Genomic DNA, 16,444 nt, shown 5'->3' on the forward strand with positions numbered 1-16,444 from the left:
ACCATTAATCATGAAGAGAGAGGGTTGTTCATCACAATGAAAAAGAAATTAACTAGCTTACTAACTGCAAGTATTGCACTTGCCATGGTAGCAACAGGCTGCTCGAGCACAAAAGAAAGCGATACCAAAACAGCAGGGGCATCTGCGACGGAAACAGCGAAAGCTGCAGCGACTGCGAAATCCACAAGTCCGGTTGAGATCACCTTCTGGAATATGTTTGGCGGCGGCGAAGGCGATTTCGTCGATCAAATCATCAAAGGCTATAACGACTCTCAGAAGGAAGTCGTCGTGAAACAGCTTCGCCTTGAATCCAATGAGTACTATGCGAAGCTGAGTACGGCACTCTCTTCCTCCAAAGGACCAGACGTAGCTGTCGCTCACGTGGATCGCATTTCACCTTTTGTGAAGGCGAAGCAGCTCGTACCCATCGATCAACTGGCAAGCAAAGTAGGCTTCGATCTGAAACAAATCTCGGACTCGAATATCAAAAGTGTAACCTACGATGGCAAACCATACGCTGTTCCGTTAGACACTCACTTCCATATGTTCTATTACAACAAGGATTTGCTGAAGAAAGCAGACTTACTTAATGATGATGGCACGCCGAAGTTGGGTGAGTTAACACCAGCTGGCTTCGAGAAAACATTGGCACAAATTCAAGCGAAAGTACCGGATGTGCAAGCACTTGCGGTTAATACACCTTATTTCCAAGAACCGTTCCTGAACATGTACTATGAAGCGGGCGGCGACCTGCTCAACGCGGATTTGAATAAATCGGCGATCAACAACGATAAAGCACTGAGCGTATTGAACTTCTACATGGATCTATATAAGAAAAAATACAGTGACCTAAACGACAAAACACCATGGGATTCCTTCCACAATGGGAAAGCGGCGCTATGGTTCGGGGGCGTGTGGGAAGCAGGATTACTCCTTGGAGATAAATCCTTGAATATCGGCGCAATGCCGCTGCCTGCAATCTTTGGGTCACAAACACACTGGGCGAGCTCACACACACTCGTTGTACCGTCTTACGTCACAGCTGAGAAGCAAGAAGCTGCAGCGAAATTCATGAAGTATTTCTCTGAGGTTGGCGGCAAAACATGGGGTCAAGCAGGTCACGTGCCAGCGAACAGCGTAGTAACGACAAGCGACGAATACAAGAAGCTGCCTTACCGCAATTTCTTTATTGAAGCTCAAAAAACAGTGAAATTCGCACCGAAAACAGATAAATACACAACGATCATTACAACCGTTTCTGAGTCGTTGCAGAACATCCTTTTCGGTAAACAAACGCCAGAAGAAGGCTTGAAATCACTCGATAAGCAAATTAACGATGTGTTAGCGAACTAATTCTACACGCTCTAACGGGTGAAGCTTTCACCATAACGGTGAGGCTTCACCCACCTATATAGAGAAACAAGGAGAGGAACACATGGAGACGAAAGTGAGTGAACGTGATCGGACTTGGGTCCTCCGCGAACGTAAACCGTTACGCATAGCTTTGGAATTGAAGGCGATTCTGTACCTGTTGCCGTTTTTGATCCCTTTTGCCATCTTCTATCTGTGGCCAGTTGGGCGAGGGGCTTGGATGAGCTTGCACGTTTGGAACATTCAAGGGATGCAGAAATATGTAGGCTTGGCGAATTATAAAAAGATTTTCAGCGATACCGATTTTTATCTGTATTTGTGGCATTCGATCTATTTTGTTCTCATTTGTACACCGACCATTATTGCGTTAGGCCTAGGGTTAGCCCTTTTAATTAACCAGAAGCTTCGTTTCCGAACGTTCATTCGTTCGATGTTTTTTCTGCCATATGTGCTGTCCGTATCGGTGATCAGTTTCATCTGGCTGCGCCTGTTCGACTCAAAACACGGTCCAATCAATGCCTTGATGCACCTAGTTGGTTTACCAGGGGATATTCACTGGCTGACCGATAAACATTTCGCATGGTGGGCCATTACAATGACGACCGATTGGTGGTCGGTAGGTTTTGTTATGGTGTTGTTCTTAGCTGGTCTTCAAGAAATTCCAACGGATCATTACGAAGCTGCGAAAATAGATGGCGCTGGCACGTGGAAGCAATTCATTCATATCACGCTCCCAGGATTGTCGAGGGTCATGCAAATACAAGTATTTTATCAAATTATTTCGTGTTTGAAGCTGTTTGGGCAAGTTCAGATTATGACGGGCGGAGGTCCAGGGGACTCCACGAATACCATGATTCGCTACATTTATGTGACGGGGTTTAAAAAGGATATGTTCGGACTTGCTTCAGCACAGTCTATCGTATTCTGCCTCATCATGCTGCTCATCGCAGTCATTCAGTTTAAATTATCAGATAGAAAAGAGTGACGGAGGTTGACCATGAAACGGTTTACGATTAACATCATCGCGGTGATACTTGCCCTCATATTTATATTCCCACTGATTTGGATGCTGCTCGTGTCTCTCAAGCCCGATGGTGTCTATGTCGTCGGTTTAAGCGACTGGGTGAAATTCTCGGATCTACAATTGCACAACTATACGAAAGTGATCAAGGATTCGCAGATTTTGCGATGGACCTGGAATAGTGCAGTGATAGGTTTTCTGACCACGATCATTTCGCTCATGATCAGCTCTCTAGCAGCGTTTTCCTTCTCGAAGCTGCCCTTCAAGTCTAGAGGTGTTTTCTATCTGCTGATCGTATCAGGTTTGTTAATTCCAACGGAAGCGATACTCATTCCGCTTTATGAAACAACGCTTCATCTGAAGCTGATTGATAACATCTGGGCCATTATTTTACCTGGCTTAACGAATCCTATCGGGATTCTGCTTCTGAAGCAGTTCATGGACGGCGTCCCGAAAGATTATATTGAAGCTGCTCAGATTGACGGTTGCCGCAACTTCGGCTTGTGGTACCGCATTTGTTTACCGCTAACTCGATCAGCGATGTTCTCCGTCGGTATTTTCTACTTTATTCTCTCGTGGAATAACTTCTTATGGCCGTATCTCTCCATCACTTCTCAAGAGAACATGATCCTTTCGGCAGGACTACCGACCTTTTTGTCGAATAATACGATGTCCTTGAATCTAATCATGGCTGCCAGTGCGATTGCGGCGATTCCGACGATTCTCGTGTTTGCTCTCCTGCAGCGTCAAATCGTGCAAGGTGTAGCGATGTCCGGTATTAAAGGTTAAGACACTAGGACTTGTTGACATTCGATTCTCTCCCAGAAAGGGTTGTAACGTATGACCCAGACATCAGAAGCAGCTAGTCCCAAGCACCGGAAACGATTCCCTTCATGGATGTATAAATGGACCAGCAGCATTCGCTACAAGTGGATGCTGCTGCTTTTCCTCTTTTCCTTAACACCCCTGCTTGCATTGGGGTTTATTTCTTATTCGATATCGAAATCAACGATCAACAACAAAGTGACGGAATACTCGGAACAGCTCTTGAAGCAGACTGCAGAGAATATTGACACGAGGCTTGGGATTTATAAAGATATGATGATGCAGGTTGTGAACAACAACGATATTGTCTCAATGCTGCGAGCTTTGGATCGCACCGATCCTGCCCAATATGATCTCGATAGTCTCTCATTAACGACGAAGCTGTCTACGATTATCGCGATCAATCAGGATTTGCAATCGATTTCATTTATTTCTCCTGATCATTTTATCAAAGGAATTTATCGGTGGAACGATCGTTCTAATGAGAAGGTATCCCCGTTCCTGCAAACGTTAGAAGATGGCAGTAACTTTCGTTGGTTTTCCACGCGCATAGGCACCTATGTAGATAGCTTAAACACCCAAACGGTTCCTGTGTTCTCCCTTGCGAAGCAAATTTATAAGATGTCGGACGATAGTCCTGTTGGGATCGTTGCGGTTCTCGATATTCGGGAGGATGTGCTGAAAGAAATCGGTGCGCGAACGACCAAGAGTCACATGGATATCCAAAGCTTTGTCATTGATGGCCGTGGTCAGATCATATCTTATCCGGACAATCGTTTCTTAGGACAAAGCGTGAAGGAAGTACTAGGCGAAGATGGGTATACGGATATGTTTCGTGGGGCTTCGGAGGAATCGGTGTTCCCTCTGAAATATCAAGGCGAAAGATTGATTGTGAATTATAAAAAGCTTCATACGAACGACTGGATCGTTGTGAATGTCATCTCGGAAGCCTCTCTGTATAAAGATTCGAATCGCTTGCTGCAAATTATTTTGGTGATCGCTTTCATTTGTATCTTATTCTCCATCGTGACGGCGATGCTGCTCGCTAACTCGATTTCGAAGCCGATTCTAGGGATGATTCGATTGATGCGACAAGTCATGTCAGGTGACCTGACGGTCCGTTTCAAAGCGAAACGGCGGAATGATGAATTTGATATTTTAGGCGAAAATTTTAATTATATGGTGACTCGTATTGATGGACTCCTCGAAACCGTCTATGAGGAACAAAATCATAAGCGTGTAGCCGAGTTGAAGGCATTACAAGCGCAAATAAACCCCCATTTCCTCTATAATACCTTGGATATCATCAAATGGACGGCATTGCTTCAGAAAGCGAACCATGCGGCTGAAATGGTCAGCCTGCTGTCGCGTTTACTTCGTATTAGCTTAGGTAAAGGGGAAGAAACGGTCACGGTTGAAGAAGAAATTGAGCATGTTCAGTGCTATCTCGGTATTCAGAAGTTCCGTTTTAATTTTAATATTGAGACATTTGTCCATATGGATGAAGAGGTTCGAACCTATCGCACGCCGAAACTGATCCTTCAGCCCATTGTGGAGAATGCGATACTCCATGCGTTTACCGAGCGTGAGACGGGGGAAATTCATATTCGTTGCGGCCTGCATCCGGATGGGGGAATTCGCTTCGAGGTTCAGGATAATGGTCGTGGGATGGAACCGGCTGTGGTGCAGAGTTTAAATCGCCATGAGGCTCCTTCCGCGGATAAAGTCAGTGGGATCGGCTTAGCGAATGTGGATGAGCGGATCAAATTAATTTGCGGGAAGCCGTATGGATTAGACATTCAAAGTGAATCCGGAGTGGGTACGTGCATTCGGATTCGACTTCCAGAAATGAAGTAGGTGAGGATCTTGTTTCGTGTGGTCATTGTAGAAGATGAATATATTGTTAGGTTCGGCATTCGCTCGATGATCGATTGGGAATCGCTGGGCTTGATGGTGAGTGGGGAAGCAGCGAATGGGCAGGAAGCACTGGATCTTATTCGCGAGAGCCCGCCAGATATTCTCATTACCGATATCAAAATGCCGATTATGGACGGCATCACCTTAATTACAGAAGTTCGTAAATTTCGCCCTCATATGAAAATCGTCATTCTCAGTAATCTGGAAGATTTCCAGTATGCCAAAGAAGCGATTCGTAACGGGGTATCCGAATATATGATCAAATCGGATATGATGCCGCGTGACTTGGAAGCAACTTTATTGCGGGTCAAGGAAGCCATTGTCGAGGGAGCTCCCAGCAGTGAAAACAAGCTGATGCAAAGCGTCGTTGTGGAGCCAATCGTCAGAGAAAAGCGATGGCTGGAGCTTGTTGAAGGGAAACAGCTTGACCCTGTGCGCAGGCAGGAAATTCTAGAGAGTCTTGGGTTGGCTGACGTTAAGCTGCCCTTGTATATGCTTCATATTGCCAAGAATGAGTGGGCGCTAAGTGTCGAGGAAGGTCAGGCGCTGATCCGAACAGCACTTGGTGAAGTGATGACGGCATCATCAGAGTCGGAGGATGTCTATGAAGCTTTTCCAGATCGGCAAGGGGAAATGAATGTCCTTCTTTTTGAGCGTAGGATGGCTGTTCCTGGTAAAGATGAGGTAAGATTAATGGCACAGGCGGTGCGTCAGTATCTCAAGAATCATTACAGCATATCGTGCACAATTGGCGTCAGCAGCCCTACATCAAGCTGTTCGGAACTGCATCAGGCCTATGAGCAAGCGACAGCTGCGGCTAAATATAAAATGTTTATTGGCAGTGAGCGACCGATTCTCTATGGCGTGGATTATGTGCCTGCCAGTAGTCAGTTGGCCGATAATATTAAAGTGAGCACAACGCACATCCATTCGATGGTGTATGCGTTTCAGACGAAAGAATTACATGCGTATTTGGAGGATATTTTCGAGCAGCTTACGGCGCGCAAGGACTATGATATCGTGGAAATTATTTCATTGGAGCTGCTTATTTTGCTCACGACGCTATGGTCTGAGGTAGCAAGCGATCAGCAGCGTATTCTCCAGTTGAAGAAGCAATATTATGAGCAGTTATCTAAATTAGAGACGATTCAGATGAGTAAATCATGGTTTTTGCAAGCTTTTGAGGCGCTCATTGCCCATATGGTAGGCATTTATAACAGCGATCGTAACGGGATTATTAAGGCAGCACAATACATGCAGCAGTACTACCAACAAGAAATTTCGCTGCAATCGATCAGCAACTTGGTACATTTAAGTAAGAACTATTTTGCCAACTTGTTCAAGAAAGAAATGGGTGAAAGCTTCCTGGAGCATTTGACACGGATTCGTATTGAGAAAGCGAAAGCGCTTTTGACGAGTGAACTCAAGACTGCGGATATCGGGCATTTGGTCGGCATTCCTGACCCTAAATATTTCTCGAAGGTGTTCAAAAAGATTACAGGTTCTTCCCCGTCCGAATATCGGAACCGTGTACGAGGAGACAATTAGTTCATGTCTTCTACCTAGAATTGTAAACGCTTTACATTTCGTGGTGGTTGGATTGGTAAGGGAGACAGAAGGAGGGGGTCAGGTTGTTGGTTAAAAAAGGGAAAAACCTCATCCGTGGCTTGGGTTGTGTGCTTATCGTCGTGTTGACGGGATGCTCGCTCACACCTAGTAGTTCTAAAGATAACGTGACGAAAAGTCCAGCTGGCGCTGTAGCTCCTGTGGAAATTTCATTCTGGAATCCGTTCGGCGGCGGGGAAGGGGAATTCGTCGAACGGATTGTGCAGGGCTTTAACAATTCGCAGAAGGCGATTTTTGTAAAGCAGCTTCGATTAGAATCGAACGAATATTATGTGAAGCTGAGCACAGCCCTTTCGTCCGGCAAAGGTCCTGATGTAGCTGTTGCGCATGTGGATCGGATGTCGCCATTCGTGAAGGCCAAACAGATTATGCCGCTCGATGACTTGGCTAAGGAGATTGGATTTGACTTCAAAGACGTGGAAGAGAGTAATGTGCAGAGTGTGAGTTACTATAGTAAGCCGTACGCACTGCCGCTAGATACGCATTTTCACATGATGTATTATAATAAAGCTATTCTGAAGCAAGCGGATCTATTGAACGAAGATGAGACGCCTAAACTGGGGGAAGCGACACCTGAAGGCTTTATTCGTATGCTGCAGCAAATTCAATCCAAGGTACCGAATGTACAGCCTTTGGCGGTGAATACGCCCTATTTTCAGGAGCCATTCCTGAATATGTACTATGAAGCGGGCGGTGATTTGTTGGATAGCAGCTTGACGAAGGCTGCGATCCATAATGACAAAGCGCTGCGCGTGTTGAAGTTTTATCAGCAGCTGTATGCGGGCAAACTGGCCGATGTGAATGACAAAACGCCGTGGGACAGCTTCCACAATGGTAAAGCCGCACTATGGTTTGGCGGCGTGTGGGAGGCGGGCTATCATTTAGGCGAGGCGTCACTTCCGGTCGGGATTATGGCGCTTCCCGCGCTGTTCGGCAGCTCGGCACAGTGGGGCAGCTCACATACACTTGTGATTCCCTCATACGTGACGAAGGAGAAGCAGCTTGCAGCCATGACTTTCATGGCGTATTTCTCCAAAGTCGGCTCGATGGTGTGGGGGCAGGCTGGACATGTGCCAACGAATCGCGCGGTCGTGCAAAGCAAGGAATACCAACAGCTTCCGTATAGGAAATTGTTCATCGCGGCCCAGCATAACGTCAAATTTGCACCGCAAACCGATAAGTATGCGACCATTTTCACGACCCTGTCGGAAGATCTTCAAAGCATCGTCATGGGAGGGCTAGATCCGGATGAGGGACTTGCTCTACTTGAGAAAAAAATGAACAGCATCTTAGCCAATTAGGCAGTATTCGTATCCCTTTCCGTTGAATTTCGGAGGGGGATTTTGCGTTTAGCGCAGGATTTCAATTTGGCTAGTTAGGTGTGTTAAAATGATCGCATTACAACGAAAAGGAGCTAAAAAAACAAATGAACATTATTTTCCACGGACAAAGCTGTGTCGAAATTCAATTGAAAGAACATACCTTGATTATCGACCCGTTCTTAACACATAACCCGCAAGCGACAGTCAAAGAAGAAGACATTAAGGCTGATTACATCCTTGTCACGCATGGTCATGATGACCACGTTGGCGATACGTTGCCCATTGCTAAGCGCAACGATGCGACGGTGATTGCACCGAATGATCTGAGCCGGTATCTCGGCTTTCAAGGGGCTAAAACACACGGGATGGGGATTGGCGGGGCGTTCGAGTTTCCTTTTGGCAAGGTGAAAATGACACTGGCGCTTCACGATTCCTCGTATAATCCGCATGGAACAGAAGAAAACATATATACAGGGATGGCGAGCGGCTTCCTGATAACGGTTGAGGGCAAAACCATCTATCACGCAGGGGATACAGGGCTATTCAGCGACATGCAATTGATCGGCAAATTAAACAAGATTGACCTTGCGTTCCTGCCGATTGGCGATAACTTCACCATGGGTCCGGAAGATGCCGTGATTGCTGCGCAGTATTTACAAGCGAAGACGGTTGTTCCTATGCACTACAATACCTTCCCTGTGATTAAGCAGGATCCGAACGCGTTCGTAGCGAGCTTGGCGGCAGAAGGCATTACTGGACTTGTTATGGCGCCTGGGCAAAATATCGAGCTGTAAGGTTTACTCAGCCCCTTTGTTAGCCTGACGATCCTTCCAAAAGAGGACCGTGAGCATACGCTCGACCCATTCCTTATCCTCGGCAGTTAAGACGAAGCCGTCGAACATCAACTCATTCTCGCGCAGAAAACGACGAAGATTCACCGGGTTGCTTTGGAAATTTTGGTTTGTTTGAGAGGACTCGAGGTAGCCCGCGATATCCATCAGTTCGGAATACGACGTATTCAGTCCTTCCGACAACTTCATTAGTACGTCGGGGGAAGGGATGCCGCGGTTGCCATTCTCCAATTGCGAAATATAAGCGGCGGAAACACCGGAGCGGTCAGCCAATTCACGAATGGTGAAACCTTTCAACTTGCGCATATCTTTTAATTTATCGTAGAAGTACATACCTGTTCATCCTCACATTGTGTAGTAAACATTAGTAAACGATTTAATACTAACAGTTTACTAATGTAATTACAATCTCCAATTACGTCAGTGCTTACAGGTAATCGTCATTCACATTGGTGATTGCTATAGTAAACATTTATAGTTGCTTAAGTGAATGACTTCCTGTTATAATGCAGATATTGGGCATGTGAGAACGGGGGCTGAGAACGACGATATGCATATTAAAATTATGGCCAAAACAGATGAATTCATCAAAGCGAGGGTGACGAAGGGCTACTCTCAGCGTGAATTGGCAAGGCACTCTGGATTAAGTCATGCGTACATAAGCTTGCTGGAACGTTCCATCAAATCTGTTGGACCGTCCACAGCGAAGCGATTGAGTGAAGTGCTAGAGAAGGAATTGGAAGAGATTTTTAATATTAATATTGCTTGATCAGAAAGCTTGGGAATGGGGTGCCATTTCTGGGCTTTTGTTTATTAGATGGGTGGACCCTGACGTTGGGCTTTCGGATGACATAACAAGAGTAGACCCGAAAAATGAAACAGCAGCAGTTATGGACGAGAAAATAACGTCCTAGACTGCTGCTGGTTTATCAAATAAACGTGTCCGTTAACGCACATCTAATAAACTAAAGCTGAATAAAGCAAATCTCGCTAGTTTTAAACCAACTTGGGTAGTGATCACTTAATCTTCTTCTTGGTGGCCTTGCTCAAATTGATCGAACCAATCGCGGACTCCCGATGCACCGGTATCAGCAAAGAAGAGCTTTAGATTGTCGTCCGACATTTCCGCCATAGGCGACGAATACTCGAACATCTTTTGCTCATAGGAGCGAATAGATTCTTCGAGGTCACCGTTTTGGACAAGGGACAACGCAAGTACTGATGCGTCTAACATGGCGAGATTTACGCCTTCCCCCATAAAAGGAGACATGAGATGGGCCGCGTCCCCAAGGAGTGTAATCCCTATTCGAGATTCCCACGTAAGCCCTATGGGAAGCATATAGATTCTTCTTGTTACCATTTTGTCTTCAGCGTATCGAATGTAATTTTTCAACATTTCGTCCCAGTCATCAAATAATTTCAAGAACGCTTGCTTCGCCACTTGAGGCTTATCGAGCGGGATGCCATTCGTGTCTACCCAATCCCGATCGGCACGGAAGCTTAAATAAACTCTAATTCGCCCGTCACCATTCACTTGTGCCAAAATTCCCTTGTTGTCGGACAAAGCAATCATTGAGCCGCGGCCATTAAACGAGAATAGATCAGGGTGTCGATTAGCCGCATCCTCAATGTTTAGTTCCACCATGCTTAGTCCCGAATACTCGACCGAAGCATCTGTGAGAAGTGGGCGAAGCTTTGAAAATGCCCCATCAGCTCCGACGACAAGGTCGACTGTATCGACATGCCCGTTCTCAAAATGGAGCTCATGCTTGCCGTCCGCCAGAGGAATCGCTTCTATAAATTTATAACCAAAACGGATCCGTTGTGGATCCAATGCATGAAGCAGGAGTTCGCACAAATCTCCACGATCGATCTCCGGACGGTCTCCCTCTTTGCCGGTTTCGTCCACTTCTTTGCGATACACGGTTCCATGTTTGTCAACAAGCAGAAGGTCTTCTCCTTCGTATCTTGCTATCTTATGAAATGCTTCAAGCAGTCCGGCTTCCTTAAGAGCCAGCTGGCCGGAATCTTTATGGAGATCTAGTGATCCTCCACGATCTCGAATAGATTCAGCAGATTCACGCTCGTAGATGACGGAATCGATGCCATGGCGTTGCAGGATTAGCGCGAGGGTTAGCCCTCCGGGGCCGCCTCCTATAATGGCAATACGGTTCATTTTCTGTAGATGACTTGTTGTGCTGTTTAATGGATTCAGTTGATTTATCATGATTAGAACCTCGCTCGTTGAATTTGAATTTGTAAAAAAAACGGAACCTACCGGAAGTAATTGATCGGCATAATTTGCAGAAACTTTCCTTCGTTATTTTACTGTACTAAACTCTCTAAATCCGGCTGCAATTTGTTCCGCAAAACATACAACATAATGGCACCAACAAGGAACGCGACGGCATCCGCGATGACGAGCGACCAGACTACACCCGAGAAGCCGTTCATTCGATTGGCGAAATAGAGCACAGGACTTAGAGTAATGCCTTGAATAATCGACATAATGAATGCGGCGGTTCCTTGTGCCGTTGCTTGAAAGATCCCCGTAAACAACGTGGTCATTCCCGTAATGAATAGAGATAAGAACGTTACATGTAAGATGTAACTACCCATCTCGATTAATTGGGGGTCATTCGTGAATAATCCGATTAAGTGGTTGGAGATTAGATAGACGAAGATGCCGAACACGGTGGCCAACGCCACGATCACTTTAATCGTAAATCCTATCGTATGCTTCATGCGTAATTTATTCGCCGTATAAGAGAAGGCAATAAGGGGCACGACGCCCTCGCATAATCCCATTAGAATAAATTCGGGGAATTGCAATAGACGCGACGAAATTCCGTAAGCCGCTACGGCCTGATCCCCATATTCAACAAGAAAATGGTTAAAGATGAGCGACATCGCTCCCAAGAAGATGCTCATAATAAAGACGGGAACTCCGATTTTGAATACATTACTCAAAATCTCCTTGGTAGCCTTGAACCATTTAACGGAGATCGTTAAAAATTGGCTCTTATTTCTCATGTGAAAGGCGTAGAATACAATCGCAATCAAGTTTGAAATGACAGTAGCAGAAGCAACGCCACTCACTCCCCAATGGAACACGAAGATAACCAACGCATCAAGAATAATATTCACGACAACACTGAGAATCATCCCCGTCATCGACGTGATTGCGGCACCCTCCGAGCGAATGATATTCTCTAACGTGAAGAATAATACGACGATTGGCGAACCAATAAGCATTATCGTGACATAGTCCTTTGTGAATTCGAAGGATTCAGGTGTTGCTCCCAAACCATGAACGATTGAATCGATCAACGGAAGGCTGACAGCCATCACGATAAGACCGAGAATTAAACTGCTGTAAAAGGCGAATGAAGACACATGCTTAACATCATCGTATTTTTTCTCCCCTAACAAACGGGAAATAAATGTACCGCTTCCCATCCCAATCAAGTTGCCTAATGCCATAATGACCGCGAATAACGGCAAGGTTAGTGCGAGTGCAGTTAACATAGCCGTATTGTGGAGCGTGCCCAGGAAATAGGCGTTCAAGATAGAATAGATAACACTCATTGAAGTACCTAACATCATGGGTACTGCGAAATGAGCTACAGCTTTTGCGATAGGTGCTTTTTCAAAGTAATGAAGATTTTCTGTATCCATACCGTATTCTCACTACTTTCCTCGTTTATTTCGATCCAAATCTAACGGTGTAAGGTTGTGCCTTACAGTGTTAGATGATATCATGAATCTATGAACCTGTAAAGATAAAACTTACACTGTTAGATGGAGAGGATAGATATCGATGAAAAAGCAGCAGCCACAGATTTCTGAGGAAAAAATTTTGAATGCATCGTGGGAGCTTCTAGGGGAGGAGGGCATCGAGAAATTCAGCATGAGACGATTGGCCGATAGACTAGGCATTCAGGCTCCCTCTCTGTATTGGTACTTCAAGAGCAAGCAAGACCTTTACCAACGTCTGGCCAACCAGATATCAAAAATCACCCTGGAGGAATTCGAGTCCGAGGGAGATTGGAAGGAGCAGTTAACCGGATTTGCAATAACAACACGGAGTGTGCTGCGCAGGCACCCTTGTTCCACGCAGCTCATGATGCTTACGCTTCCCCACGAGCCGGATATTATCCGGTTCACCAACCGTATGCTGCTCTGCATGGAATCGACGCCGCTTGAACAAGAGCATCAATTACAAGCGATCATTACAATTATGAACTATGTTTTCTACTTTGTTCTGGATGATTATGAGCATCAGCGGAATGTATCCGCTATCCTTAAAGAGCAGGGAGAGCTTCCAATTGGGGAGATGGATCGCCTTCTGGACGCCATGAGTGAGGCGGATGCGGGACTATTCCGAAGGATGTTCAAGAGTGGGCTATTCGAGCTAATGGGGACCGACCGATCGTTTGAGTTCGGCTTGAAGCTGATCCTATTAGGTATTGAGCAAGTGATAAAAGAAAAGGAGAATTTATGACAGAACAATCAACATCACTAACGAGTATGAACCCCGCCATCAAGCAAGTGCAAAGCACCATTCGAGCAAGTTATGAAGAGCAGAATAAAACGGCCAAAAAGGGACAAATTGTTTTCGTCGGATCTTCCACCATGGAAATTTTCCCGATTGAAAAAATGCAACAAAGCCTTGGCTTGGAAATGCTGATCTATAATCGGGGGATTCGCGCAACGACGACGGCAGATCTGCTGACGTCGATGGATCTTTGCATTTTTGATTTAGCGCCGAGCAAGATTTTTATCAATATTGGCACAAATGACTTGGGCTTCGGCGTTCCTGAAGCCACTTTTCTAGGAAATTATGACGAAATCTTGCAGCAAATAAAGGGGAAATTGCCCAATGCACAGGTGTTTGTGATGGCTTATTATCCGGTCAATCCGGTGGAGGATTTCGGTGAGTCAGAAGCTGAGCATGAATCGCTTTTTGCGAGGAGAACCAATGAAATACTTGAATCAGCAAGTAACAAGGTGGCGCAGCTGGCGCAAAAGTATCATTTCGAATTTATCAATGTCAATGCAGGCCTATCCGACGCTGACGGGAATTTGCGGCAAGAGCTTACATTTGATGGGGGTCACATGTTACCTGCTGGGTATGAAGTTGTGCTTGGGAATATGAAAAAATATTTATGAATCATATATTTGGTAGCTGCGGCACGTAATAACGTGGATTCGATGTTCAGATATGCTAAAATGATGTCATATCGGACAAGCCGATCTGGACGATAGAATTAACGCGATTGGAGGTAAGAATATGCAGCTCATCGACAAAACGAAAGTCCAGCAATCGATCGATATCCTTATCGATCGGGATTTATATATCCATCTCGAGATGACGACGGGTGCTTACGCCGCGCATCTGGATCAAACGAAACATCCAGCCGCGACCTTTATTTCGAACGCCGTTATTCGTTATACTCACGGCTTAATTACTGGGGACGGACCTTATCGCGTAGGCTTGAAAACGGAGCAAGGCTGGATTTATTCCGAGGGACTTACCCACCATGAAGAGACGGATTCCGATAGGCTCATCCTTGCAGGTCACGATACGGCGGGAAAACTCGTCGTGGCGTTGCAACTGAGCCGGGAACTATTCTAAGATAAAGGGGGATTCGAATGAAAATGGAACGCCATATCCTGGTTGTGCTACCGCATCCAGACGATGAAGCATTCAGCTCGTCAGGGACGCTTGCCATGCATCTCCGCCAAGGATCGGAAGTTACTTACGCTTGTTTGACTCTAGGAGAAATGGGCCGGAACATGGGCATACCGCCTTTCGCCAATCGGGTCACTTTACCTTCGATACGCAAACAGGAACTGGAAGCTTCATGCGCTGCCATCGGTATCCGGGATCTCAGAATGCTCGGATTTCATGATAAAATGATCGAATTCGAGGATAAAGCGCAGTTGGACGGAAGCATCGAAGCGCTCATGAAAGAATTGAATCCTTCGTTGGTCATTACTTTTCACCCGACGCTAAGTGTGCATCCCGATCACAACGCATGCGGGGCGGCTGTAATCCGAACGATAGGTAGAATGCCTGCCGACCGAAGGCCAACCGTGCATTGCTTGGCATTTGCCAAAAATCACGAGGAAGAGATCGGCAAGCCTGATATCATGAATGACGTTAAAGGTTTTCTGAAACAGAAGATGGCATCGATTCAATCCCATAAGTCCCAGTTCCAAGCCGCCGAATTGTTAGGCAGCAAGAAATTATCGGAGCAGGAAATCCAGGCACGCTTCGGAACGGAACGATTTTGGACCTATAGATTCGCATAAATAGTAAAATGCATGAACGGCCACCTCATTGCGGGGTGGCTCTTTAGCATTCCGATTATTCACAGGCATAACTTGATTGCTAGGACACGGGGGTCGAAATGGATTGTGTGGAAGAACGAATAATGAGTTCCGATGGCAGCATTATTCTGCGAGATTCGTTGCTAGCGTTTCCTTCTATGCGGTCGATTAGAAGCTGCATCCCAAGCTGGCCGAATTGATACGCAGGCTGGGCAGCAACCGTGAGGAACGGGTTAATCGCACCAGCAGGTCCGAAGTCGTCGAAGCAAACAACAGAAATATCGCCTGGTACTTGTAAACCACGCTTTCTCAGGGATTGAATGACCCCAAGAGCTAACATATTGTTTGCTGCGAAAATAGCCGTAGGCGGATCTTCAAGCGCAAGCAATTCATCCAAGGCAGAGTCATCATGGAAGTCGCGAAAACCTAGATGTATAACCAGGGAATCGTCCACAGTCAGGCTATTTAGCCGAAGTGCCTCGCTATAGCCTGTGTACCGCAGGCGTGCTGTCGAAACGTCTAGCGATCCATTTACTAAGGCTATGCGTTGATGTCCTAATGCGAACAAGTGTTCAACCAGATTGCGTGCACCTTCTTTACTGTCACCCAGCACGACATCTGCATCAATGCCTGGAATTTCACGATCTAAGACAACGAATGGGATTTGATGTTTTTGCAGCTGCTGTAAATTTTCGAGGGAACGATCACCTGCAGGTGCGAATAAAACGCCGTCCACGCGTGTGGAGAGAATCATATCGACGTAATCCTTTTCTTTCACATAATCCTCATCACTATTGGCAAAAAGTAAGCGATAACCTGCCTTTTTCGCAGCATCCTCGGCGCCACGCGCTAAAGTTGTATAGAATGGATTCGTGATATCCGTAATAAGCAGGGACAGAAGGTTCGTCTTCTGTGAAACTAAGCTGCGTGCCAAAGCATTCGGGATGTAGTGGAGCTCTTCCATGACTTTCCGCACTCGCTTACGTGTCTCTTCACTGATCCGGCCTGTGTTATTAATGACTCTGGAAACCGTCATAGCGGAAACACCGGCCTTTTCGGCGATGTCATAGATTGTTATCACGTGATATTCTCCTTTTATATGACAAGTCGTTGTTCAATGTGTAGTCGTTTATTTTGTATTGTATAGAAATAAAGGATTGACAGCAAGACATATA

At 45.9% G+C, this 16,444-nt stretch carries 16 protein-coding genes; 12 read left to right on the forward strand and 4 right to left on the reverse strand.

The features are described 5' to 3' along the window. Positions 1–36: 36 nt before the first annotated feature. From A8709_RS24050 to A8709_RS24080, 7 genes are all read left to right on the forward strand, one after another. On the forward strand, positions 37–1,353 hold the full coding sequence (locus tag A8709_RS24050; RefSeq protein ID WP_065855919.1) for an ABC transporter substrate-binding protein: 1,317 nt from the start codon (positions 37–39) through the stop codon (positions 1,351–1,353). Between the two features lie 82 nt (positions 1,354–1,435). After that, positions 1,436–2,356: a carbohydrate ABC transporter permease gene (locus tag A8709_RS24055; protein WP_084225377.1), complete on the forward strand. Its 921-nt coding sequence runs from the start codon at positions 1,436–1,438 to the stop codon at positions 2,354–2,356. Positions 2,357–2,368: 12 nt separating this feature from the next. Beyond that, positions 2,369–3,181: a carbohydrate ABC transporter permease gene (locus A8709_RS24060; protein WP_065855921.1), complete on the forward strand. Its 813-nt coding sequence runs from the start codon at positions 2,369–2,371 to the stop codon at positions 3,179–3,181. Between the two features lie 51 nt (positions 3,182–3,232). Next, complete coding sequence (locus A8709_RS24065) at positions 3,233–5,074, forward strand: sensor histidine kinase (protein ID WP_065855923.1); 1,842 nt, start codon at positions 3,233–3,235, stop codon at positions 5,072–5,074. 18 nt (positions 5,075–5,092) lie between these two features. Next, the gene (locus tag A8709_RS24070) at positions 5,093–6,682 is read left to right on the forward strand and encodes a response regulator (protein WP_244163332.1); all 1,590 of its coding nucleotides are present in this window, start codon (positions 5,093–5,095) and stop codon (positions 6,680–6,682) included. An 83-nt stretch (positions 6,683–6,765) separates the two neighbouring features. Continuing rightward, positions 6,766–8,061: an ABC transporter substrate-binding protein gene (locus A8709_RS24075; RefSeq protein ID WP_065855927.1), complete on the forward strand. Its 1,296-nt coding sequence runs from the start codon at positions 6,766–6,768 to the stop codon at positions 8,059–8,061. A 125-nt stretch (positions 8,062–8,186) separates the two neighbouring features. After that, on the forward strand, positions 8,187–8,876 hold the full coding sequence (locus A8709_RS24080; protein WP_065855929.1) for a metal-dependent hydrolase: 690 nt from the start codon (positions 8,187–8,189) through the stop codon (positions 8,874–8,876). Between the two features lie 3 nt (positions 8,877–8,879). Here A8709_RS24080 and A8709_RS24085 read toward each other — a convergent pair whose 3' ends face one another. Then, positions 8,880–9,239: a helix-turn-helix domain-containing protein gene (locus A8709_RS24085; RefSeq protein WP_244163298.1), complete on the reverse strand. Its 360-nt coding sequence runs from the start codon at positions 9,237–9,239 to the stop codon at positions 8,880–8,882. Positions 9,240–9,483: 244 nt separating this feature from the next. Between A8709_RS24085 and A8709_RS24090 the strand changes: the two genes are divergently transcribed. Beyond that, positions 9,484–9,702 carry a helix-turn-helix domain-containing protein gene (locus tag A8709_RS24090; protein WP_244163299.1) on the forward strand — a complete coding sequence of 73 codons (219 nt, stop codon included), beginning with the start codon at positions 9,484–9,486 and terminating at the stop codon, positions 9,700–9,702. A gap of 252 nt (positions 9,703–9,954) precedes the next feature. Here A8709_RS24090 and A8709_RS24095 read toward each other — a convergent pair whose 3' ends face one another. Next, positions 9,955–11,160 carry an FAD-dependent oxidoreductase gene (locus tag A8709_RS24095; RefSeq protein WP_084225381.1) on the reverse strand — a complete coding sequence of 402 codons (1,206 nt, stop codon included), beginning with the start codon at positions 11,158–11,160 and terminating at the stop codon, positions 9,955–9,957. Between the two features lie 98 nt (positions 11,161–11,258). Further along, a complete protein-coding gene (locus tag A8709_RS24100; RefSeq protein WP_065855933.1) occupies positions 11,259–12,611 on the reverse strand; it encodes an MATE family efflux transporter in 1,353 nt (450 codons plus the stop codon). Positions 12,612–12,753: 142 nt separating this feature from the next. Here A8709_RS24100 and A8709_RS24105 point away from each other — a divergent pair, with 142 nt between their 5' ends. The 4 genes from A8709_RS24105 to bshB2 all read left to right on the forward strand — a co-directional run bounded on the left by A8709_RS24105 (position 12,754) and on the right by bshB2 (position 15,251). Beyond that, on the forward strand, positions 12,754–13,437 hold the full coding sequence (locus A8709_RS24105) for a TetR/AcrR family transcriptional regulator (RefSeq protein ID WP_065855935.1): 684 nt from the start codon (positions 12,754–12,756) through the stop codon (positions 13,435–13,437). Beyond that, entirely contained in the window at positions 13,434–14,105 is a 672-nt protein-coding gene (locus tag A8709_RS24110; protein ID WP_065855938.1) for a GDSL-type esterase/lipase family protein, read from the forward strand. Before A8709_RS24105 ends, A8709_RS24110 begins: the two co-directional genes overlap by 4 nt. Before the next feature lie 121 nt (positions 14,106–14,226). Beyond that, a complete protein-coding gene (locus tag A8709_RS24115) occupies positions 14,227–14,571 on the forward strand; it encodes a YojF family protein (protein ID WP_065855940.1) in 345 nt (114 codons plus the stop codon). Between the two features lie 23 nt (positions 14,572–14,594). Continuing rightward, the gene (bshB2, locus tag A8709_RS24120) at positions 14,595–15,251 is read left to right on the forward strand and encodes a bacillithiol biosynthesis deacetylase BshB2 (protein WP_065857324.1); all 657 of its coding nucleotides are present in this window, start codon (positions 14,595–14,597) and stop codon (positions 15,249–15,251) included. A 79-nt stretch (positions 15,252–15,330) separates the two neighbouring features. Here the strand turns inward: bshB2 and A8709_RS24125 are convergent, their stop codons facing one another. Beyond that, positions 15,331–16,350 carry a LacI family DNA-binding transcriptional regulator gene (locus tag A8709_RS24125; RefSeq protein ID WP_065855942.1) on the reverse strand — a complete coding sequence of 340 codons (1,020 nt, stop codon included), beginning with the start codon at positions 16,348–16,350 and terminating at the stop codon, positions 15,331–15,333. Between the last annotated feature and the right edge of the window lie 94 nt (positions 16,351–16,444).

Origin of the sequence: Paenibacillus pectinilyticus, from assembly GCF_001700435.1 — a bacterium.
GTDB classification, from domain to species: Bacteria; Bacillota; Bacilli; order Paenibacillales; family NBRC-103111; genus Paenibacillus_E; species Paenibacillus_E pectinilyticus.

Coding starts and splice junctions, on each gene's coding strand:
- A8709_RS24050 (WP_065855919.1), top strand. CDS start 37: ATGAAAAAGAAATTAACTAGCTTACTAACTGCAAGTATTGCACTTGCC.
- A8709_RS24055 (WP_084225377.1), top strand. CDS start 1,436: ATGGAGACGAAAGTGAGTGAACGTGATCGGACTTGGGTCCTCCGCGAA.
- A8709_RS24060 (WP_065855921.1), top strand. CDS start 2,369: ATGAAACGGTTTACGATTAACATCATCGCGGTGATACTTGCCCTCATA.
- A8709_RS24065 (WP_065855923.1), top strand. CDS start 3,233: ATGACCCAGACATCAGAAGCAGCTAGTCCCAAGCACCGGAAACGATTC.
- A8709_RS24080 (WP_065855929.1), top strand. CDS start 8,187: ATGAACATTATTTTCCACGGACAAAGCTGTGTCGAAATTCAATTGAAA.
- A8709_RS24085 (WP_244163298.1), bottom strand. CDS start 9,239: ATGCGCAAGTTGAAAGGTTTCACCATTCGTGAATTGGCTGACCGCTCC.
- A8709_RS24090 (WP_244163299.1), top strand. CDS start 9,484: ATGCATATTAAAATTATGGCCAAAACAGATGAATTCATCAAAGCGAGG.
- A8709_RS24095 (WP_084225381.1), bottom strand. CDS start 11,160: ATGATAAATCAACTGAATCCATTAAACAGCACAACAAGTCATCTACAG.
- A8709_RS24100 (WP_065855933.1), bottom strand. CDS start 12,611: ATGGATACAGAAAATCTTCATTACTTTGAAAAAGCACCTATCGCAAAA.
- A8709_RS24105 (WP_065855935.1), top strand. CDS start 12,754: ATGAAAAAGCAGCAGCCACAGATTTCTGAGGAAAAAATTTTGAATGCA.
- A8709_RS24110 (WP_065855938.1), top strand. CDS start 13,434: ATGACAGAACAATCAACATCACTAACGAGTATGAACCCCGCCATCAAG.
- A8709_RS24115 (WP_065855940.1), top strand. CDS start 14,227: ATGCAGCTCATCGACAAAACGAAAGTCCAGCAATCGATCGATATCCTT.
- bshB2 (WP_065857324.1), top strand. CDS start 14,595: ATGGAACGCCATATCCTGGTTGTGCTACCGCATCCAGACGATGAAGCA.